30 protein-coding genes are annotated in these 16,638 nt (G+C 35.2%); all 30 read right to left on the bottom strand.

All coding sequences use genetic code 11. The features are described 5' to 3' along the window. Window positions 1-143: 143 nt before the first annotated feature. The 30 genes from eno to rplC all read right to left on the bottom strand — a co-directional run bounded on the left by eno (window position 144) and on the right by rplC (window position 16,604). Complete coding sequence (gene eno / locus G9Q29_RS13150) at window positions 144-1,436, bottom strand: phosphopyruvate hydratase (RefSeq protein WP_166138200.1); 1,293 nt, start codon at window positions 1,434-1,436, stop codon at window positions 144-146. A gap of 222 nt (window positions 1,437-1,658) precedes the next feature. After that, window positions 1,659-2,756 carry a glutamine-hydrolyzing carbamoyl-phosphate synthase small subunit gene (gene carA / locus G9Q29_RS13145; protein ID WP_166138197.1) on the bottom strand — a complete coding sequence of 366 codons (1,098 nt, stop codon included), beginning with the start codon at window positions 2,754-2,756 and terminating at the stop codon, window positions 1,659-1,661. A gap of 176 nt (window positions 2,757-2,932) precedes the next feature. Continuing rightward, on the bottom strand, window positions 2,933-3,421 hold the full coding sequence (gene rplQ / locus G9Q29_RS13140) for a 50S ribosomal protein L17 (RefSeq protein WP_166138194.1): 489 nt from the start codon (window positions 3,419-3,421) through the stop codon (window positions 2,933-2,935). Window positions 3,422-3,484: 63 nt separating this feature from the next. Next, window positions 3,485-4,477: a DNA-directed RNA polymerase subunit alpha gene (locus G9Q29_RS13135; RefSeq protein WP_035668087.1), complete on the bottom strand. Its 993-nt coding sequence runs from the start codon at window positions 4,475-4,477 to the stop codon at window positions 3,485-3,487. A gap of 21 nt (window positions 4,478-4,498) precedes the next feature. Further along, window positions 4,499-5,104, bottom strand: a complete 606-nt coding sequence (gene rpsD / locus G9Q29_RS13130) for a 30S ribosomal protein S4 (protein ID WP_166138191.1) — start codon at window positions 5,102-5,104, stop codon at window positions 4,499-4,501. A 96-nt stretch (window positions 5,105-5,200) separates the two neighbouring features. Then, complete coding sequence (gene rpsK / locus G9Q29_RS13125) at window positions 5,201-5,584, bottom strand: 30S ribosomal protein S11 (protein ID WP_024981527.1); 384 nt, start codon at window positions 5,582-5,584, stop codon at window positions 5,201-5,203. An 8-nt stretch (window positions 5,585-5,592) separates the two neighbouring features. Further along, window positions 5,593-5,967, bottom strand: coding sequence for a 30S ribosomal protein S13 (rpsM, locus tag G9Q29_RS13120; protein ID WP_166138189.1), 375 nt, complete (start codon window positions 5,965-5,967; stop codon window positions 5,593-5,595). A 2-nt stretch (window positions 5,968-5,969) separates the two neighbouring features. Then, the gene (ykgO, locus tag G9Q29_RS13115; RefSeq protein ID WP_008992256.1) at window positions 5,970-6,086 is read right to left on the bottom strand and encodes a type B 50S ribosomal protein L36; all 117 of its coding nucleotides are present in this window, start codon (window positions 6,084-6,086) and stop codon (window positions 5,970-5,972) included. Between the two features lie 12 nt (window positions 6,087-6,098). Then, window positions 6,099-6,314 carry a translation initiation factor IF-1 gene (gene infA, locus G9Q29_RS13110; RefSeq protein ID WP_007136545.1) on the bottom strand — a complete coding sequence of 72 codons (216 nt, stop codon included), beginning with the start codon at window positions 6,312-6,314 and terminating at the stop codon, window positions 6,099-6,101. A 4-nt stretch (window positions 6,315-6,318) separates the two neighbouring features. After that, on the bottom strand, window positions 6,319-7,665 hold the full coding sequence (secY, locus tag G9Q29_RS13105) for a preprotein translocase subunit SecY (protein WP_166138186.1): 1,347 nt from the start codon (window positions 7,663-7,665) through the stop codon (window positions 6,319-6,321). Between the two features lie 13 nt (window positions 7,666-7,678). After that, window positions 7,679-8,131 carry a 50S ribosomal protein L15 gene (gene rplO, locus G9Q29_RS13100; protein ID WP_166138183.1) on the bottom strand — a complete coding sequence of 151 codons (453 nt, stop codon included), beginning with the start codon at window positions 8,129-8,131 and terminating at the stop codon, window positions 7,679-7,681. Window positions 8,132-8,142: 11 nt separating this feature from the next. Next, entirely contained in the window at window positions 8,143-8,325 is a 183-nt protein-coding gene (rpmD, locus tag G9Q29_RS13095) for a 50S ribosomal protein L30 (protein ID WP_166138180.1), read from the bottom strand. A 12-nt stretch (window positions 8,326-8,337) separates the two neighbouring features. Further along, entirely contained in the window at window positions 8,338-8,865 is a 528-nt protein-coding gene (gene rpsE, locus G9Q29_RS13090) for a 30S ribosomal protein S5 (RefSeq protein ID WP_166138177.1), read from the bottom strand. A gap of 6 nt (window positions 8,866-8,871) precedes the next feature. Continuing rightward, window positions 8,872-9,222 (bottom strand): 50S ribosomal protein L18, encoded by a 351-nt coding sequence (gene rplR, locus G9Q29_RS13085; RefSeq protein ID WP_121925772.1) that lies wholly within the window; start codon window positions 9,220-9,222, stop codon window positions 8,872-8,874. A gap of 11 nt (window positions 9,223-9,233) precedes the next feature. Beyond that, window positions 9,234-9,776: a 50S ribosomal protein L6 gene (rplF, locus tag G9Q29_RS13080; RefSeq protein ID WP_166138175.1), complete on the bottom strand. Its 543-nt coding sequence runs from the start codon at window positions 9,774-9,776 to the stop codon at window positions 9,234-9,236. Between the two features lie 18 nt (window positions 9,777-9,794). After that, window positions 9,795-10,193 carry a 30S ribosomal protein S8 gene (gene rpsH, locus G9Q29_RS13075; protein WP_086452756.1) on the bottom strand — a complete coding sequence of 133 codons (399 nt, stop codon included), beginning with the start codon at window positions 10,191-10,193 and terminating at the stop codon, window positions 9,795-9,797. Window positions 10,194-10,317: 124 nt separating this feature from the next. After that, window positions 10,318-10,587, bottom strand: a complete 270-nt coding sequence (gene rpsN, locus G9Q29_RS13070) for a 30S ribosomal protein S14 (protein ID WP_026707007.1) — start codon at window positions 10,585-10,587, stop codon at window positions 10,318-10,320. Window positions 10,588-10,590: 3 nt separating this feature from the next. Next, window positions 10,591-11,142, bottom strand: coding sequence for a 50S ribosomal protein L5 (rplE, locus tag G9Q29_RS13065; protein WP_166138172.1), 552 nt, complete (start codon window positions 11,140-11,142; stop codon window positions 10,591-10,593). A 2-nt stretch (window positions 11,143-11,144) separates the two neighbouring features. Next, the gene (gene rplX / locus G9Q29_RS13060) at window positions 11,145-11,459 is read right to left on the bottom strand and encodes a 50S ribosomal protein L24 (RefSeq protein WP_166138168.1); all 315 of its coding nucleotides are present in this window, start codon (window positions 11,457-11,459) and stop codon (window positions 11,145-11,147) included. An 11-nt stretch (window positions 11,460-11,470) separates the two neighbouring features. Beyond that, entirely contained in the window at window positions 11,471-11,839 is a 369-nt protein-coding gene (gene rplN, locus G9Q29_RS13055) for a 50S ribosomal protein L14 (RefSeq protein WP_026717863.1), read from the bottom strand. A gap of 2 nt (window positions 11,840-11,841) precedes the next feature. Further along, a complete protein-coding gene (gene rpsQ / locus G9Q29_RS13050; RefSeq protein WP_166138164.1) occupies window positions 11,842-12,102 on the bottom strand; it encodes a 30S ribosomal protein S17 in 261 nt (86 codons plus the stop codon). Window positions 12,103-12,119: 17 nt separating this feature from the next. Next, window positions 12,120-12,305, bottom strand: coding sequence for a 50S ribosomal protein L29 (gene rpmC, locus G9Q29_RS13045; RefSeq protein WP_166138161.1), 186 nt, complete (start codon window positions 12,303-12,305; stop codon window positions 12,120-12,122). A gap of 11 nt (window positions 12,306-12,316) precedes the next feature. Further along, on the bottom strand, window positions 12,317-12,742 hold the full coding sequence (gene rplP / locus G9Q29_RS13040) for a 50S ribosomal protein L16 (protein WP_017495016.1): 426 nt from the start codon (window positions 12,740-12,742) through the stop codon (window positions 12,317-12,319). An 18-nt stretch (window positions 12,743-12,760) separates the two neighbouring features. Beyond that, window positions 12,761-13,519: a 30S ribosomal protein S3 gene (gene rpsC, locus G9Q29_RS13035; protein ID WP_121337683.1), complete on the bottom strand. Its 759-nt coding sequence runs from the start codon at window positions 13,517-13,519 to the stop codon at window positions 12,761-12,763. A gap of 5 nt (window positions 13,520-13,524) precedes the next feature. Beyond that, on the bottom strand, window positions 13,525-13,938 hold the full coding sequence (gene rplV, locus G9Q29_RS13030; protein ID WP_024981512.1) for a 50S ribosomal protein L22: 414 nt from the start codon (window positions 13,936-13,938) through the stop codon (window positions 13,525-13,527). A 6-nt stretch (window positions 13,939-13,944) separates the two neighbouring features. Beyond that, window positions 13,945-14,223, bottom strand: coding sequence for a 30S ribosomal protein S19 (gene rpsS / locus G9Q29_RS13025; RefSeq protein WP_007136562.1), 279 nt, complete (start codon window positions 14,221-14,223; stop codon window positions 13,945-13,947). Window positions 14,224-14,229: 6 nt separating this feature from the next. Beyond that, on the bottom strand, window positions 14,230-15,054 hold the full coding sequence (gene rplB / locus G9Q29_RS13020) for a 50S ribosomal protein L2 (protein ID WP_166138158.1): 825 nt from the start codon (window positions 15,052-15,054) through the stop codon (window positions 14,230-14,232). Window positions 15,055-15,060: 6 nt separating this feature from the next. Beyond that, complete coding sequence (gene rplW, locus G9Q29_RS13015; RefSeq protein ID WP_166138155.1) at window positions 15,061-15,351, bottom strand: 50S ribosomal protein L23; 291 nt, start codon at window positions 15,349-15,351, stop codon at window positions 15,061-15,063. A gap of 6 nt (window positions 15,352-15,357) precedes the next feature. After that, window positions 15,358-15,987, bottom strand: coding sequence for a 50S ribosomal protein L4 (rplD, locus tag G9Q29_RS13010; RefSeq protein ID WP_166138152.1), 630 nt, complete (start codon window positions 15,985-15,987; stop codon window positions 15,358-15,360). Then, window positions 15,987-16,604 (bottom strand): 50S ribosomal protein L3, encoded by a 618-nt coding sequence (gene rplC, locus G9Q29_RS13005; RefSeq protein WP_072945403.1) that lies wholly within the window; start codon window positions 16,602-16,604, stop codon window positions 15,987-15,989. Before rplC ends, rplD begins: the two co-directional genes overlap by 1 nt. Between the last annotated feature and the right edge of the window lie 34 nt (window positions 16,605-16,638).

The following is a 16,638-nucleotide window of genomic DNA, read 5'->3' as shown; positions in this document are numbered from 1 at the left end:
ATAAACTTTTTTAAATAATAATTTCTCAAATTTAGGGAATTACACACTAAATAAAAAGAGAATCCCATAATGAAATTGTTAAATAAAATAAAAAAAAGCCATTCACTAGGAGCGAATGGCTTTTTAAAAGAAACAGGTAAGAATTACTTTATTTTGAAAGCGTTTTTACCAGGGAAATAGGCAGAATTTCCTAGTTCTTCTTCGATACGCAATAGTTGATTGTATTTTGCCATACGATCAGAACGAGATGCAGAACCTGTTTTAATTTGTCCGCAATTCAATGCTACTGCAAGGTCAGCAATGGTATTGTCTTCTGTTTCACCAGAACGATGTGACATTACAGATGTATAACCTGCATTTTTAGCCATATTTACTGCCGCAATTGTCTCTGTTAAAGTACCAATTTGATTTACTTTAATCAAGATTGAATTTGCAATACCTTTTTCAATTCCTGTTGATAAGCGCTCTACGTTAGTAACAAATAAATCATCCCCAACTAATTGAACTTTATCTCCAATTTTGTCTGTTAACAATTTCCAACCTTCCCAGTCATTTTCATCCATTCCATCTTCAATAGAAATGATTGGATATTTTGTTGCTAAATCAGCCAAATAATCTACTTGCTCAGCAGATGTTCTAATTTTTCCAGTTTCTCCTTCAAATTTAGAATAATCATATTTACCATCTACATAAAACTCTGCCGCAGCACAGTCTAATGCAATCATGATTTCATCTCCAAAAGAATAACCTGCTTTTTCAACTGCTAATTTAATAGTATCTAAAGCATCTTCAGTACCACCAGCTAAGTTTGGAGCAAAACCACCTTCATCACCTACTGCTGTAGACAAACCTCTATCGTGAAGTACTTTTTTCAAACTGTGAAAAATTTCAGTACCCATTTGCATGGATTGCGAAAATGAAGTTGCCTTTACAGGGAAAATCATAAATTCTTGAAAAGCAATCGGAGCATCAGAGTGCGAACCACCATTGATAATATTCATCATTGGAACAGGCAATGTGTTTGCAGAAACACCACCTACGTATCTATACAAAGGCAATCCTAATTCATTAGCAGCCGCTTTTGCAACAGCTAAAGAAACTCCTAAAATAGCATTTGCGCCTAAATTAGATTTGTTTGGAGTACCATCTAAATCAATCATTAATTGATCAATGTGATTTTGTTCAAAAACAGAAACACCAACCAACTCTTCAGCAATTACGGTATTTACATTTTTCACAGCATTCAAAACTCCTTTTCCTAAAAATGCTTTTCCACCATCGCGTAATTCTACAGCTTCATGCTCTCCGGTTGAAGCTCCTGATGGAACTGCTGCTCTACCTAAAACACCATTATCTGTAATTACATCTACTTCAATAGTAGGATTTCCTCTTGAGTCAAAAATTTGTCTTGCGTGAATTTTGATTATAATACTCATATACTAAAATTTTTAAAATTTAAAATACAAATATATTCTATCTTTCGAAACGATGGAATGAAAAAAATGAATGTTATTAACGAAAACGATATAAATATTTGAGAAATAATGCATTTACTAATTTTTAAGAACCTATTTTTTTCGAAAGTGAAAATAATCACGAAAGCAAAAAAAAGGCCTAACTGAAAGATAGACCAATTCCATAAATCAAATACATAATGATTATTGCATATTTTGAATAAATTGATCAAAAAGATACGATGAATCATGTGGTCCCGGACTAGCCTCAGGATGGTATTGAACAGAAAAACAGTTTTTATCTTTCATACGCATTCCTGCAACGGTACCATCATTTAGGTGTAAATGTGTAATTTCGAGAGCCTCATTGGCATCCAATTCCTCCTTACTAACAGCAAAACCATGATTCTGCGAAGTAATCTCACCTTTTCCAGTAACTAAATTTTGTACCGGATGATTGATACCACGATGACCGTTGAACATTTTATAAGTTGAAACTCCATTGGCTAAACCTATAATTTGATGTCCCAAACATATACCGAACAATGGTTTGTTATCAGCGATAATGGCTTTTGCAACAGCAATGGCACCATCCAAAGGCTCAGGATCACCAGGCCCATTAGATAAGAAATACCCATTTGGCTCAAAAGCAGCTAGTTCTTCGTAAGAGGAATCAAAAGGAAAAACTTTTATGTAACAGTCTCTTTTTGCTAAGTTGCGCAAAATGTTGGTTTTGATTCCTAAATCTAAAGCTGAAACTTTATACGTAGCGTTTTCATCTCCATAAAAATAAGGTTCCTTAGTTGATACCTTCGATGCCAGTTCTAGTCCTTTCATATCAGGAACAGCTGCTAATTCAGCTTTCAACTCTTCCACAGAAGTACCGTCAGTACAAATAACAGCATTCATAGCACCGTTATCACGGATGTAACTTACAAGCGCTCTAGTATCCACATCAGAAATCGAAATCAAATTGTGCTTGATAAAATAATCTTCTAAACTACCTTCAGCATCTACTCTCGAGTAATTAAAACTGAAGTTTTTACATACCAGCCCAGCAATTTTGATTCCATCAGATTCAACCTCTGCTTCATTAACCCCATAGTTACCGATATGTGCATTAGTAGCTACCATTATTTGCCCAAAATACGAAGGATCGGTAAAAATTTCTTGATAACCAGTCATTCCCGTATTAAAACAAACCTCTCCGAAGGTTTTCCCTGAAATCCCGATAGATTTTCCATGAAAAATAGTTCCGTCACTTAGTAGAAGTATAGCTTTTTGTTGTGTTGTGTATTTCATTAGTAGTTTATGAATTTAAATATGATAAATTTTAGCGCGACTCCTAACAAGTTTTAGAGCCCAACTAATAAACCTTTGATTTTAAAAGGATAAAGATTTGTTCACAAAATGGTAAAAAAAAAGGATAAACTACGAGTAGCTTATCCTTGATTTTTATTGAACAATTATTCTCATAATTACTCAGCAGAATCAGTAGTTGTTTCAGTCTCAGCAACTGGAGCTTCTGTAGCTTCATCCGCTTTTTTAGCTTTACCACCACGACGGCTTTTAGCTTTTTTAACTTCTTTTTTACCACCATTGTAAAGTTCATTGAAGTCAACTAGTTCGATCATTGCCATATCAGCGTTATCCCCTAAACGATTTCCAACCTTAATGATACGAGTGTATCCCCCTGGACGGTCTCCTACTTTTGCTGCTACATCTCTGAACAAATCAGTTACAGCATACTTGCTACGTAAGTAAGCAAAAACAATACGACGGTTGTGTGTAGTATCAGATTTTGACTTTGTAATTAAAGGCTCAACAAATTGTTTAAGCGCTTTTGCTTTAGCAACAGTAGTATTAATACGTTTGTGCTCGATAAGAGAACAAGCCATATTTGCTAACATAGATTTTCTATGTGCAGTCTGTCTGCTTAAGTGATTGAATTTTTTTCCGTGTCTCATGACGTGTTTTTTTATACTTTCATCTTGATACTATCCGCTTTGGAGATCAAAATATGAAGTAATTTATTCTTTATCTAGTTTGTATTTAGCTAAATCCATACCGAAGTTCAAATTCTTAATTGCAACTAGTTCATCTAGTTCCGTTAAAGATTTTTTACCAAAATTACGGAATTTCATTAGATCATTTTTATTGAACGATACTAAATCACCAAGTGTATCAACTTCAGCCGCTTTCAAGCAATTTAATGCTCTTACAGAAAGATCCATATCAACAAGCTTAGTTTTAAGCAATTGTCTCATGTGTAATGATTCTTCATCATACGATTCTGTTTGTGCAATTTCGTCGGCCTCGAGTGTAATTCTTTCATCCGAGAATAACATGAAATGGTGAATTAAAACTTTTGCAGCCTCAGTTAAAGCATCTTTTGGATTGATTGAACCATCAGTTTTAATTTCAAAAACTAATTTTTCATAATCTGTTTTTTGCTCTACACGGAAGTTTTCAATAGCGTATTTTACATTCTTTACTGGTGTAAAGATAGAATCAGTAAAAATCGTTCCAATTGCAGCATTCTGTTTTTTATTCTCTTCGGCAGGAACGTATCCTCTACCTTTTTCAATAGTTAAATCGAAATTAAGTTTGATCTTGCTATCTAAATTACAGATTACAAGCTCTGGATTAAGAACTTGGAAACCTGAAATAAATTTTTGAAAATCACCAGCTGTTAACTGATCTTTACCTGAAACAGAAATTGTAACTGATTCATTATCTATATCCTCAATTTGACGTTTGAAACGTACTTGCTTTAGATTTAAGATAATTTCGGTAACATCTTCAACAACTCCTGAAATAGTAGAAAACTCATGATCTACACCTTCTATGCGGACAGATGTAATTGCATAACCTTCTAATGCAGAAAGCAAAACTCTTCTAAGTGCATTACCAACAGTCAATCCGTAACCAGGTTCTAAAGGTCTAAATTCAAATTTACCTTCAAAATCGGTTGAATCGATCATGATAACTTTATCGGGCTTCTGAAAATTAAATATTGCCATAAATTTCGACTAAGTCAATTATTATTTGTTGTACAACTCTACGATTAATTGTTCTTTAATGTTTTCTGGAATTTGAAGTCTAGCTGGTACAGTAACAAAAGTTCCAGATTTAGTTTCATTGTTCCAAGTAATCCACTCATAAACATGACTTGAATTAGATAAAGAACGTTCGATAGCCTCTATAGATTTAGATTTTTCACGAACACCAACTACGTCACCTGGTTTCAAGTGGTAAGAAGGAATATTTACATTTTCACCATTCACCGTGATGTGACGGTGAGAAACGATTTGACGAGCACCTCTTCTAGATGGAGCGATACCCATTCTGTATACAACGTTGTCTAATCTAGACTCACACAATTGTAAAAGAACTTCACCAGTAACACCTTTAGTAGCTGACGCTTTTTCGAATAAATTTCTGAATTGTTTTTCTAAAATTCCATAAGAATATTTAGCTTTTTGCTTTTCCATTAATTGAACAGCATATTCAGATTTTTTACCTCTTTTTTTAGCCATCCCGTGTTGTCCAGGTGGATAATTTCTTTTTTCGAAAGCTTTATCGTCTCCGAAAATTGCCTCGCCAAATTTACGAGCGATTCTTGTGCTAGGACCAGTATATCTTGCCATTTTAAATTGTTTAAGATTGAGATTATGAATTCAGGTCTGATCCTTCGATAATCTTATATTCAATCTAGGTTATACTATTTACTTTAGTTTTGAGTATTATACTCTACGTCTTTTTGGAGGACGACATCCGTTGTGAGGCATTGGAGTAACATCAATGATTTCAGTCACTTCAATTCCACCATTGTGCAAAGAACGGATAGCAGACTCACGTCCGTTTCCTGGTCCTTTAACATATACTTTCACTTTTTTAAGTCCAGCTTCAAGAGCTACTTTACTACAGTCTTCTGCTGCCATTTGAGCTGCGTATGGAGTGTTCTTTTTAGAACCTCTAAAGCCCATTTTACCAGCTGATGACCAAGAAATAACTTCACCTTTTTTATTAGTCAAAGAAATGATGATGTTATTGAAGGTAGCAGAAATATGAGCTTCTCCCGTTGATTCAACGATAACTTTACGTTTTTTTGCAGTTGCTTTAGCCATATTACTTATTATTTAGTTGCTTTTTTCTTGTTAGCAACAGTTTTTCTTTTACCTTTTCTTGTTCTAGAGTTGTTTTTAGTTCTTTGTCCTCTTAACGGAAGACCAGTTCTATGACGAATACCTCTGTAACATCCAATATCCATTAAACGTTTGATGTTTAAAGAAACCTCAGAACGTAATTCTCCTTCAATCTTAAAAGCTGATACCGCTTCACGAATTGCTCCGATCTCGTCATCATTCCAATCTTGAACTTTTTTATCTTGGCTTACTTGAGCTTTATCTAAAATCTCAACAGCTCTACTTCTACCTAATCCGAAGATGTAGGTTAGTGCAATAACACCTCTCTTATTTTTTGGGATATCTACCCCTGCTATTCTTGCCATAATTATCCTTGTCTTTGTTTAAATCTAGGATTCTTTTTGTTTATTACGTACAATCTCCCTTTTCTTCGCACAATTTTGCACTCGGGACTTCTCTTTTTTACTGAAGCTCTAACTTTCATTTTGAATATCCTTTAATATCTATAAGTAATTCTTGCTTTAGACAAATCATAAGGGCTCATTTCTAGTTTTACTTTATCACCCGGAAGCAATTTAATATAATGCATTCGCATTTTTCCTGAAATGTGCGCAATTACAATATGCCCATTCTCTAATTCTACACGGAACATCGCATTAGATAATGCTTCGATGATTGATCCGTCTTGTTCTATTGCTGATTGTTTTGCCATAAGATTAAGCTACCGCTTTTCTATTTTTACCACTTTTCATTAAACCATCATAATGCTTATTCAACAAATATGAATTGATTTGCTGCATTGTGTCAATAGCTACTCCAACCATAATTATTAATGAAGTACCTCCAAAAAACATTGCCCAAGATTGCTGAACATCCATAACACTTACAACAATTGCCGGGAACACAGCGATTAAGGCAAGAAATAAAGAACCTGGAAAAGTTATTAAGGACATCACCTTGTCTAGGTAATCAGAAGTTTCAACACCTGGTCTAACACCTGGAATAAAACCACCGCTACGCTTCAAATCATCTGACATCTTGTTTGTAGGAACCGTAATGGCAGTATAAAAGAAAGTGAATACAATAATCAATGTTGCAAAAACTAAATTATACCAAAATCCAAACATGTTACTAAAAGCACCAACAATAGATTGTGAGGCATCAGATTTAGACAAACCTGCAAGTGCAGCAGGAATAAACATAATAGCTTGTGCAAATATAATTGGCATTACACCAGATGCATTAAGCTTCAATGGAATCCATTGTCTATTTCCGTTAAGCATGTCCTGTTCAAAATCACCAGAAGTTGTACGACGAGCGTACTGAACAGGGATCTTTCTCACAGCCATAACTAAAAGGACACATGATATGATAACTAACAACCAAACAATAATTTCGATTACTAAAAGCATTGGACCACCATTATTATTGGTTACCCTTGTAGTAAACTCTTGAATGAATGCCTGTGGCAAACGAGCCAAAATACCAACCATAATCAATAGAGAGATTCCGTTACCAATACCTTTATCAGTAATTTTTTCTCCTAACCACATTGCAAAAATGGTACCTGTAACTAAAATTACAACTGAAGAGAATAAAAATTCAAAAGAGTTGAACCCTAATAAGAAGGCTTTAGCTGGCAAAGTTCTATACAAATTATAAATGTAAGTAGGACCTTGAACAAGCGTAATACCAATAGTTAACCAACGTGTGATTTGATTGATCTTTTTTCTACCGCTCTCTCCATCACTTTGAAGTTTTTGTAAATAAGGAATAGCAATTCCCATCAACTGAACCACAATAGATGCAGAAATATAAGGCATAATTCCCAAAGCAAAAACTGATGCTTGGGAAAATGCGCCTCCTGTAAACATATCAAGAATTGAACCAATTCCTTCTTTAGTTTGCCCAGCTAAATTAGCTAACTCTGAAGCATCAATACCTGGTAGGGTAACTTGTGCTCCAAAACGATAAACTAAGAGTAATCCGATTGTCATCAAGATTCTATTCTTTAGTTCTTCAATCTTCCAAACATTACTTATTGATTCAATAAATTTCTTCATACTAATTGAAAAATTACATTGTTACAGCTTCTCCACCAGCAGCTTCAATAGCAGCTTTTGCAGTAGCAGTAAATTTGTGAGCGGTTACTTTTAATTTTGCTTTCAATTCACCTCTACCTAAAATCTTAACGATTTCATTTTTAGTAGCCAAACGGTTAGCAACGTAAACTGTCATATCAACAGTATCTGTAATAACACCATTATCAACTAAAAGTTGTAGTGTATCAAGATTTACACCTTCGTAGTTCTTACGATTGATGTTTGTAAAACCAAACTTAGGTACACGTCTTTGAAGTGGCATTTGCCCTCCTTCAAAACCAATCTTTTTAGAATAACCAGAACGAGATTTTGCTCCTTTGTGACCTCTTGCAGAAGTACCACCTTTTCCAGAACCTTCTCCTCTACCTAATCTCTTATTTTGATTATGTGTAGAACCTTCAGCAGGTTGTAAGTTACTTAAATTCATAACAGTATTTGTTATTTAGTTTCTTCAACAGAAACTAAGTGTTTAACTTTATTTATCATCCCAAGGATTGTAGGGTTTGAATCATGCTCTACAACTTGTCCCATCTTACGTAGACCTAAAGCTTCTAATCCTCTTTTTTGAGAAAGCGGACAGTTGATTTTGCTTCTAACTTGTTTTACTAATAATTTAGCCATAATTTCCTTGAATTAACCTTTAAAAACTTTTTCTAAAGAAACGCCTCTTTGTTTTGCAACAGTGTAAGCACTTCTCATTTGTAATAAAGCATCAAAAGTCGCCTTAACTACGTTGTGAGGATTTGAAGATCCTTGAGATTTTGATAATACATCATGAATACCTACTGACTCTAAAACTGAACGAACAGCTCCACCAGCAATAACTCCAGTACCATGAGAGGCAGGAATTAAAAATACACGTGCACCACCAAATTTACCTTTTTGTTCGTGAGGAACAGATTGACCGTTCAAAGGAATTTTCACTAAGTTTTTCTTTGCATCTTCTACTGCTTTCGCAATTGCTTCAGAAACATCTTTAGATTTTCCTAATCCGTGTCCAACTACTCCGTTTTCATCACCTACAACTACAATCGCAGAAAAACCAAATGCTCTACCACCTTTTGTAACTTTAGTAACACGATTTACACTTACCAAACGATCTTTTAATTCAAGACCAGTTGGTTTTACTAACTCTACATTCTTGTATTTACTATTAGACATACTATATTAGAATTTAAGTCCAGCCGCTCTTGCGCCTTCTGCTAATGATTTAATACGACCGTGGTACAAGTATCCTCCTCTATCGAAAGTTACTACTTCTATACCAGCCTTTAAAGCTTTTTCTGCAACTAGTTTTCCAACTGCAGTAGCCACTTCAATGTTCGTACCGTTACCTATTTCTTTTTCTCTTGAAGAAGCTGCCAATAAAGTAACTCCATTCACATCATCAATTAATTGAGCGTAAATTTCTTTGTTACTTCTAAAAACAGATAGTCTTGGATTAGTAGCAGTACCACTAATTGTCTTTCTAATTCTGAATCTAATACGTTGTCTTCTTTCAGGTTTTGTTAATGACATAATCTTATTTTTTAAGCTGATTTACCTGCTTTTCTTCTTAATACTTCACCCACAAATTTAACACCTTTTCCTTTATATGGCTCTGGCTTACGGAAACCTCTGATTTTCGCAGCTACTTGACCTAAAAGTTGTTTGTCAAATGATGTTAACTTAACAATTGGGTTTTTACCTTTTTCAGATATAGTTTCTAAAGTTACCTCTGGAGCAATCTCTAAAATAATATTGTGCGAAAAACCTAATGCTAAATCTAATTTTTGTCCTTGGTTAGAAGCTCTGTAACCTACTCCAACCAATTCTAATGATTTAGTAAAACCATCAGTAACACCAACAATCATATTGTTGATTAATGATCTGTATAAACCGTGCTTTGCTCTTTGATCTTTGTGATCAGATGATCTGCTCACTTGAACCGTACCATCTTCAACCGTAACAGTAACGTCCGAAAACTCCTGAGTTAGTTGACCATTTTTTCCTTTAACTGTAATAATGCCATTAGCAACTTCAACAGTTACACCAGCAGGAACTACAATTGGATTTTTACCTATTCTTGACATCTTATTATAGTCTTTAAATTAGTATACGTAACAAATTACTTCACCACCCACATTTAACTGCTTCGCTTGCTTACCTGTCATCAACCCTTTTGAAGTTGAAACAATTGCAATTCCTAATCCATTAAGGATTCTTGGGATATTAGCAGAACTTGAGTATTTACGTAAACCTGGTTTACTAATTCTCTGGATATCTTTAATTACTGACTCCTTAGTATCTTTATCATACTTCAAAGCAATTTTGATAGACCCCTGAACAGCGTTGTCTTCAAATTTGTAACTCAAGATGTAACCTTGATCGAAAAGGATCTTAGTTATTTCTTTTTTTAGATTAGATGCAGGAATTTCTACAACTTTGTGGTTTGCAGCCACAGCATTACGAACTCTTGTCAAATAATCAGCAATCGGATCTGTATACATATGTATTAATTTGCGGTCTTGGTTTTCAATAAACTATTTATTGAACCTTAAACCAATTTATAAATATCAATAATACAGACTTAACACAAAGTCAAGTCTGTATCAGAACGCAATCTCTTGCGTATTACCAAGATGCTTTTTTAACACCTGGAATCAATCCGTTGTTTGCCATCTCACGGAAAGTAACACGTGAAATACCGAATTGACGCATATATCCTCTTGGTCTACCTGTTAATTTACAACGATTGTGCAAACGAACTGGGGAAGCGTTTTTTGGTAACTTTTGCAAACCTACGAAATCTCCAGCTTCTAACAAAGCTTTTCTTTTCTCAGCATACTTTGCTACTGTTTTTTCTCTCTTCACCTCACGGGCTTTCATTGATTCTTTAGCCATGTCTTAATTCTTTTTAAAAGGTAATCCTAATTCTGTTAATAGAGACTTTGCTTCTTTATCTGTTTTAGCAGTAGTTACAAAAGTGATATCCATTCCTGAAATCTTGTTAACTTTGTCAATATCAATTTCAGGGAAAATGATTTGCTCTAAAACTCCAAGGTTATAATTACCTCTTCCATCAAAACCAGTAGCTTTAATTCCGCTAAAGTCTCTTACTCGTGGTAAAGCTGAAGTGATAAGTCTATCTAAAAACTCATACATTCTTTCACCACGCAAAGTTACTTTTGCTCCAATTGGCATTCCTTTTCTCAATTTAAATGACGCAACGTCTTTCTTTGAAATTGTAGAAACTGCTTTCTGTCCAGTGATCTTTGTTAACTCTTCAACTGCATAGTCGATAAGTTTTTTATCAGATACAGCTGCACCAACTCCTTTACTTAAAACGATTTTGTCCAATTTTGGAACCTGCATTACGTTTACGTATCCGAATTCCTCTTTAAGAGCAGCAATTACTCTGCTCTTATATTCTTCTTTTAGTCTAGGTATATACGCCATTACTATAGTACTTGATTAGATTTTTTTGAAAATCTTACTTTCTTATCTCCTTCAACTCTTACACCTACTCTTGTTGTTTCCTTAGTTTTAGGATCAATAAGAGAAATATTAGAGATTTGAATTGGAGCCTCTTTCTTTACAATACCACCTTGAGGGCTTTTTGCACTTGGTTTCGTATGTTTAGAAACCATATTTACACCTTCAACAATTGCTTTGTTTTTCTCGCGGTCAACACGTAAAACTTTACCTTCAGCACCTTTGTGATCTCCAGCAATTACTCTTACGATGTCACCTGATTTAATTTTTAGCTTTATCATCTTAAAACGAATTAAAGCACTTCTGGTGCTAATGATACAATTTTCATGAATTGTTTTTCACGAAGTTCTCTTGCTACTGGACCAAAAACACGAGTACCTCTCATTTCACCAGCAGCATTTAATAAAACGCAAGCGTTATCATCAAATCTGATGTATGAACCATCGGCTCTTCTTACTTCTTTTTTGGTACGTACAACAACTGCAGTTGAAACAGCTCCTTTTTTAACGCTTCCGTTAGGAGCAGTATCTTTGATAGAAACTACAATTTTGTCACCAACAGAGGCATATCTTCTTTTAGTACCTCCTAAAACACGGATAGTTAAAACTTCCTTTGCTCCAGTGTTATCTGCTACTTTTAGTCTTGATTCTTGTTGTACCATAATTATTTAGCTCTTTCTAAGATTTCAACTAACCTCCAACATTTTGTTTTACTCAAAGGACGTGTTTCACTAATCCTTACTGTATCTCCAACATTGCAGTCGTTCATTTCGTCGTGTGCGTGATACTTTTTAGTTTTCAACACGAACTTACCGTATAATGGGTGTTTTACTCTACGTACTTCAGCAACAACAATAGACTTGTCCATTTTGTCAGAAGTTACAACACCAATTCTCTCTTTTCTTAAATTTCTTTTTTCTTCCATCTTTCAGCAGACTACAGTTATTGTCTTTTAGTAAGTTCGGTAGCTAATCTTGCAACTGTTCTTCTCACAATTCTAATTTGAAGTGGATTCTCAATTGGTGAAATAGCGTGAGCCATTTTTAGATCAGCATAGGTTTTCTTAGTCTGGCTAAGCTTCTCTTGCAACTCTGCTGCAGAAAGATTTTTTATTTCTGATTGTTTCATAATAATATAGATTATGCTTCGAAATCTCTAGCTACGACAAACTTAGTTTTTACTGGAAGCTTTTGAGCCGCAAGACGTAACGCCTCTTTTGCAACTGACAAAGGTACTCCTCCAACTTCAAACATAATTCTTCCGGGTTTAACAACAGCAGCCCAATACTCAACTGCTCCTTTACCTTTACCCATACGTACCTCTAAAGGCTTCTTAGTGATAGGTTTGTCTGGAAATATTTTAATCCATAATTGTCCTTCTCTTTTCATGTAACGAGTTGCAGCAATACGCGCAGCCTCGATTTGACGAGAGGTTAAGAACATTCCATCTTCATGTACAGATTTAATTCCAAACATTCCATTTGAAAGTTCGTGCCCTCTTTGAGAATTCCCTTTCATTTTACCCTTTTGTACCTTACGGTACTTTGTTCTTTTAGGCTGTAACATTTTTCTTTACTTTAAAAATTACTTTCGTTTACGAGCGTCTGGCTTTCCACCTTTGTTGAAAGGCTTTCTATCTCCTCTTGGAGAATCACCACCTTTACCACCGGCACCAGATTGTTTTTTGTCCATTCCGGCTAGTGGAGAAAGATCTCTCTTTCCATAAACTTCACCTTTCATGATCCATACTTTGATTCCCATTCTACCATAAGTAGTATGAGCTTCTGCCAAAGCATAATCAATATCAGCTCTGAAAGTTGATAGAGGAATTCTACCTTCTTTGAAACCTTCTGAACGAGCCATCTCAGCACCATTCAAACGACCAGAAATTAAAACTTTGATACCTTCAGCGTTCATACGCATAGAAGCAGCAATAGCCATTTTAATTGCACGTCTGTAAGAAATTCTGCTTTCGATTTGACGACAGATGCTTGTAGCAACTAGATACGCGTCAAGCTCAGGTCTTTTGATTTCAAAAATATTGATTTGAACCTCTTTGTCAGTAACTTTCTTAAGTTCTTCTTTCAACTTGTCTACCTCTTGTCCGCCTTTTCCGATAATTATACCAGGTCTAGCAGTAGTGATAGTAACGGTTACAAGTTTCAAAGTTCTCTCGATGATTACTTTAGATACACTAGCTTTTGATAAACGAGCATGGATATACTTTCTGATTTTGTGATCTTCGGCTAATTTATCACCGTAATCATTTCCACCATACCAGTTTGAGTCCCATCCTCTGATGATACCAAGTCTATTTCCAATTGGATTTGTCTTTTGTCCCATGCTGCTTAAGAATTGCTTTGTGTGTTATTGATAGCTCCTAACACGATTGTTACGTGGTTGGAACGTTTTCTTATTCTGTGTGCTCTTCCTTGTGGTGCTGGACGAAGTCTTTTCAACATCATACCACCATCTACACGGATCTCCTTAACAAATAATCCAGCTTCTTCTAAACTAGCTTCACTATTTTTTTGCTCCCAGTTGTTGATCGCAGATAATAATAATTTTTCTAATTTTCTTGAAGCTTCTTTAGAACTAAATCTCAAAATGTTAAGTGCTCTTTCTACCTTCTGACCTCTTACCAAGTCCGCTACTAAGCGCATTTTTCTAGGTGAAGTAGGGCAGTTATTCAATTTTGCGAAAGCAATAGACTTATTAGCCTCTTTTCTCGCATCTGCTGTTTCTCTTTTACGAACTCCCATTGCTTCTTATTTTTTACCTTTATTTTTTGCTCCAGCATGACCTCTAAAAGATCTAGTTGGTGAAAATTCTCCTAATTTGTGACCTACCATGTTCTCAGTTACGTATACCGGTACAAATTGACGACCGTTGTGAACTGCGATAGTTTGACCAACAAAATCTGGAGTAATCATAGAAGCTCTAGACCAAGTCTTAACCACTCCTTTGTTTCCACCTGCTATGTTTTCCTGAACTTTCTTATCTAACTTATAATGAACGAAAGGTCCTTTTTTTAATGAACGTGCCATATCTTATTATTTCTTTCTACGTTCTACGATATACTTATTACTCGGGTTTTTCTTAGAACGAGTTCTATAACCTTTAGCTGGTATTCCATTTCTTGAACGTGGATGTCCACCAGAAGAACGTCCTTCACCACCACCCATTGGGTGATCGACAGGGTTCATTGCAACAGGTCTTGTTCTAGGTCTTCTTCCTAACCATCTAGTTCTACCAGCTTTTCCTGATACTACTAATTGATGATCTGAATTCGATACAGCTCCAATTGTAGCCGAACAAGTCAACAAGATCAATCTTGTTTCTCCAGATGGCATTTTAATTGTTGCATATTTTCCATCTCTTGCCATTAACTGAGCAAAAGTACCAGCTGAACGAGCGATTACTGCTCCTTGACCTGGACGTAACTCGATGCAAGAGATAACAGTTCCTAGTGGAACTCTACTTAAAGGCAAAGTATTACCAATTTCAGGTTGAGATTCTGGACCAGAAACTAATTTCTGACCAACTTTCAAACCGTTTTGTGCAATAATATATGTTTTCTCACCATCAGCGTAAGCCAACAATGCGATAAAAGCAGTACGATTTGGATCGTACTCAATTGATTTTACCGTAGCAGGAATACCATCCTTAGCACGTTTAAAATCAATAATACGATATCTCTGCTTGTGACCACCACCCGTATAACGCATGGTCATCTTTCCTTGACTATTTCTACCTCCAGAGTTTTTTATCGGCGCTATCAAAGAGCGTTCCGGCTTATCAGTTGTAATGGCGTCATAACCATTCACAACTCTAAATCGCTGACCTGGGGTAATAGGTTTTAATTTTCTTACTGACATTTTATCTTAGATATTGTTGTAAAAATCAATTGTTTCTCCTTCTTGTACTTGAACAATTGCTTTTTTGATTGCATTTGTCTTTCCACTGATCAAACCACTTTTAGTGTATTTTGTAGTTCTATCCGGTCTTACGTTCATTGTGTTCACACTCAAAACAGTTACTCCATAAGCAGCTTCAACAGCTTTCTTAATCTCAACTTTGTTTGCTTTTCTGTTCACAACAAATCCGAAGCGGTTTAAAACTTCACTTTCTTTGGTTACTTTTTCCGTTACTATAGGCTTAATTATGATGCTCATGTCCTATTATTTACTTAAATTTTCTTCAATTACCTCCAAAGAACTCTCTAAAAGAACTAAATTATTAGCATTTAAAATATCATAAGTACTTAATTCTAAGCTACTTACGACATTTGAACCCTTCAAATTACGTGAGGACAAATATACATTTTTATTGGTATCACCCAATACAAATAATGATTTTTTATTTTCTAACTCTAAAGCTTTCAAAACGTTAATGAAATTTTTAGTGTTTGGAGTTTCAAAATTAAAGTCTTCAAGAACGATAATGTTTGACTCTTTAGCTTTAAGTGAGAAAGCCGATTTTCTTGCCAAACGCTTCAAGCTTTTATTCAATTTGAATGAATAACTTCTTGGTCTTGGTCCAAAAACAGTTCCACCACCTTTAAACAATGGATTCTTTGCACTACCCGCACGAGCAGTACCAGTTCCTTTTTGTTTTTTAATCTTACGTGTACTTCCCGCTACTTCAGCTCTTTCTTTAGCTTTGTGCGTTCCTTGTCTTTGATTAGCAAGATATTGCTTCACATCAAGGTATACAGCGTGTTTGTTTGGTTCGATACCAAATACTGAATCAGAAAGTTGCACTTTTCTTCCAGTATCTTTTCCGTTGAAATCTAATACTTTTGCTTCCATTACTTCTGAATGATTACATAAGAGTTGTTATGACCAGGAACACATCCTTTAATAACAAGTAGGTTCTTCTCAGCAACTACTTTTAAAACTCTAAGGTTTTGAACTTTTACATTGTCTCCTCCCATTCTACCAGCCATACGCATTCCTTTGAATACTCTAGATGGATAAGAAGAAGCTCCCACAGAACCTGGCGCTCTTAAACGGTTGTGTTGACCGTGAGTTGCTTGACCAACACCACCAAAACCGTGACGTTTTACAACCCCTTGAAAACCTTTACCTTTAGATACACCTTGTACATCTACAAATTCTCCTTCAGCAAAAATAGAAACATCAATAAGATCTCCTAATTTTTGTTCAGTTGCAAAATCTTGGAATTCAACGACTTTTTTCTTAGCAACAGTTCCCGCTTTTTTAAAGTGACCTAAAGCCGCTTTTGTGGAATGTTTCTCGTTTTTGTCATCGAAACCTAGTTGCAACGCTTCATACCCGTCAACACCTTTGGTTCTGACTTGGGTAACAACGCATGGACCTGCTTCGATTACTGTACAAGGAATGTTTTTCCCGTTTTCGTCGAAAATACTAGTCATGCCGATTTTTCTACCAATTAACCCAGACATAAATATTAATTATTAATTACTAAAACTCCCTTCA

The organism is Flavobacterium turcicum (assembly GCF_011365745.1).
GTDB lineage: Bacteria > Bacteroidota > Bacteroidia > Flavobacteriales > Flavobacteriaceae > Flavobacterium > Flavobacterium turcicum.
This window is presented reverse-complemented; position numbering and strand designations above follow the sequence as displayed.

What these genes read in the sequence shown, in the direction of transcription:
- eno (WP_166138200.1), bottom strand. Translation starts at nt 1,436, where the DNA reads ATGAGTATTATAATCAAAATTCACGCAAGACAAATTTTTGACTCAAGA.
- carA (WP_166138197.1), bottom strand. Translation starts at nt 2,756, where the DNA reads ATGAAATACACAACACAACAAAAAGCTATACTTCTACTAAGTGACGGA.
- rplQ (WP_166138194.1), bottom strand. Translation starts at nt 3,421, where the DNA reads ATGAGACACGGAAAAAAATTCAATCACTTAAGCAGACAGACTGCACAT.
- G9Q29_RS13135 (WP_035668087.1), bottom strand. Translation starts at nt 4,477, where the DNA reads ATGGCAATATTTAATTTTCAGAAGCCCGATAAAGTTATCATGATCGAT.
- rpsD (WP_166138191.1), bottom strand. Translation starts at nt 5,104, where the DNA reads ATGGCAAGATATACTGGTCCTAGCACAAGAATCGCTCGTAAATTTGGC.
- rpsK (WP_024981527.1), bottom strand. Translation starts at nt 5,584, where the DNA reads ATGGCTAAAGCAACTGCAAAAAAACGTAAAGTTATCGTTGAATCAACG.
- rpsM (WP_166138189.1), bottom strand. Translation starts at nt 5,967, where the DNA reads ATGGCAAGAATAGCAGGGGTAGATATCCCAAAAAATAAGAGAGGTGTT.
- ykgO (WP_008992256.1), bottom strand. Translation starts at nt 6,086, where the DNA reads ATGAAAGTTAGAGCTTCAGTAAAAAAGAGAAGTCCCGAGTGCAAAATT.
- infA (WP_007136545.1), bottom strand. Translation starts at nt 6,314, where the DNA reads ATGGCAAAACAATCAGCAATAGAACAAGACGGATCAATCATCGAAGCA.
- secY (WP_166138186.1), bottom strand. Translation starts at nt 7,665, where the DNA reads ATGAAGAAATTTATTGAATCAATAAGTAATGTTTGGAAGATTGAAGAA.
- rplO (WP_166138183.1), bottom strand. Translation starts at nt 8,131, where the DNA reads ATGAATTTAAGTAACTTACAACCTGCTGAAGGTTCTACACATAATCAA.
- rpmD (WP_166138180.1), bottom strand. Translation starts at nt 8,325, where the DNA reads ATGGCTAAATTATTAGTAAAACAAGTTAGAAGCAAAATCAACTGTCCG.
- rpsE (WP_166138177.1), bottom strand. Translation starts at nt 8,865, where the DNA reads ATGTCTAATAGTAAATACAAGAATGTAGAGTTAGTAAAACCAACTGGT.
- rplR (WP_121925772.1), bottom strand. Translation starts at nt 9,222, where the DNA reads ATGTCATTAACAAAACCTGAAAGAAGACAACGTATTAGATTCAGAATT.
- rplF (WP_166138175.1), bottom strand. Translation starts at nt 9,776, where the DNA reads ATGTCAAGAATAGGTAAAAATCCAATTGTAGTTCCTGCTGGTGTAACT.
- rpsH (WP_086452756.1), bottom strand. Translation starts at nt 10,193, where the DNA reads ATGTATACAGATCCGATTGCTGATTATTTGACAAGAGTTCGTAATGCT.
- rpsN (WP_026707007.1), bottom strand. Translation starts at nt 10,587, where the DNA reads ATGGCTAAAGAATCAATGAAAGCCCGTGAGGTGAAGAGAGAAAAAACA.
- rplE (WP_166138172.1), bottom strand. Translation starts at nt 11,142, where the DNA reads ATGGCGTATATACCTAGACTAAAAGAAGAATATAAGAGCAGAGTAATT.
- rplX (WP_166138168.1), bottom strand. Translation starts at nt 11,459, where the DNA reads ATGATAAAGCTAAAAATTAAATCAGGTGACATCGTAAGAGTAATTGCT.
- rplN (WP_026717863.1), bottom strand. Translation starts at nt 11,839, where the DNA reads ATGGTACAACAAGAATCAAGACTAAAAGTAGCAGATAACACTGGAGCA.
- rpsQ (WP_166138164.1), bottom strand. Translation starts at nt 12,102, where the DNA reads ATGGAAGAAAAAAGAAATTTAAGAAAAGAGAGAATTGGTGTTGTAACT.
- rpmC (WP_166138161.1), bottom strand. Translation starts at nt 12,305, where the DNA reads ATGAAACAATCAGAAATAAAAAATCTTTCTGCAGCAGAGTTGCAAGAG.
- rplP (WP_017495016.1), bottom strand. Translation starts at nt 12,742, where the DNA reads ATGTTACAGCCTAAAAGAACAAAGTACCGTAAGGTACAAAAGGGTAAA.
- rpsC (WP_121337683.1), bottom strand. Translation starts at nt 13,519, where the DNA reads ATGGGACAAAAGACAAATCCAATTGGAAATAGACTTGGTATCATCAGA.
- rplV (WP_024981512.1), bottom strand. Translation starts at nt 13,938, where the DNA reads ATGGGAGTTCGTAAAAGAGAAACAGCAGATGCGAGAAAAGAGGCTAAT.
- rpsS (WP_007136562.1), bottom strand. Translation starts at nt 14,223, where the DNA reads ATGGCACGTTCATTAAAAAAAGGACCTTTCGTTCATTATAAGTTAGAT.
- rplB (WP_166138158.1), bottom strand. Translation starts at nt 15,054, where the DNA reads ATGTCAGTAAGAAAATTAAAACCTATTACCCCAGGTCAGCGATTTAGA.
- rplW (WP_166138155.1), bottom strand. Translation starts at nt 15,351, where the DNA reads ATGAGCATCATAATTAAGCCTATAGTAACGGAAAAAGTAACCAAAGAA.
- rplD (WP_166138152.1), bottom strand. Translation starts at nt 15,987, where the DNA reads ATGGAAGCAAAAGTATTAGATTTCAACGGAAAAGATACTGGAAGAAAA.
- rplC (WP_072945403.1), bottom strand. Translation starts at nt 16,604, where the DNA reads ATGTCTGGGTTAATTGGTAGAAAAATCGGCATGACTAGTATTTTCGAC.